The 652-nt window shown below is 62.1% G+C and carries 1 protein-coding gene; it reads left to right on the top strand.

What is annotated here, in order from left to right; all coding sequences use genetic code 11:
* Window positions 1-29: 29 nt before the first annotated feature.
* A partial coding sequence (locus QSK17_RS35720) for an IS701 family transposase (RefSeq protein WP_502889356.1) occupies window positions 30-652 on the top strand: 623 nt, incomplete at its 3' end.

The raw sequence follows: 652 nt of genomic DNA, 5'->3' as shown, positions 1-652 counted from the left end.
TTGATGAGTTACTTCGGGATCATGCTGTCGTGACACCTGACGAGATGGCGCTGGTACGCCCGCGGCTTGAGAAGTTTGCAGATCAGATGCTGCGGAGGGTGCTTCGTCGCCGTGATCAGCTGGCTACTGGCGAGTCATATGTGCGGGGGTTGATGCTGGACGGGCGACGCAAGTCGATGGACCCGATGGCGGAGCGTCTGGGAGTTGACACCCAGCGGTTACAGCAATTCATGGCCGACTCGACCTGGGACTACGAACCGGTCCGGGAAAACCTCACGCATTGGGCTCTGGAGCGGATCAGCCCGCAGGCGGTCGTCATCGACGATGTGGGGTTCCCCAAGGACGGCCCGGATTCTCCGGGAGTGGCGCGGATGTATTCCGGGACGCTGGGCAAGACCGGAAACTGCCAGATCGGTGTCAGTGCACATCTGGTCACCGATCACGCCTCGTCCGCGGTCAACTGGCGGCTGTTCATCCCCGAGTCGTGGGACCCGGACAAGATCGAGGATCCGGTTCAGGCGGAGACGGTCCGCAAGCGCCGCGACCGGTGCAAGATCCCTGCCGACGTCGGTCACCAGGAGAAGTGGCGACTGGCGTTAAACATGATCGACCAGATGTACGACGAGTGGGGAGTCGGCACCGATCTTCCGGT

The organism is Microtetraspora sp. NBRC 16547 (assembly GCF_030268965.1).
Taxonomy (GTDB): Bacteria; Actinomycetota; Actinomycetes; order Streptosporangiales; family Streptosporangiaceae; genus Microtetraspora.
Note: the sequence above shows the minus strand (reverse complement) of the source record. Positions and strands in the feature narration are given on the sequence as shown.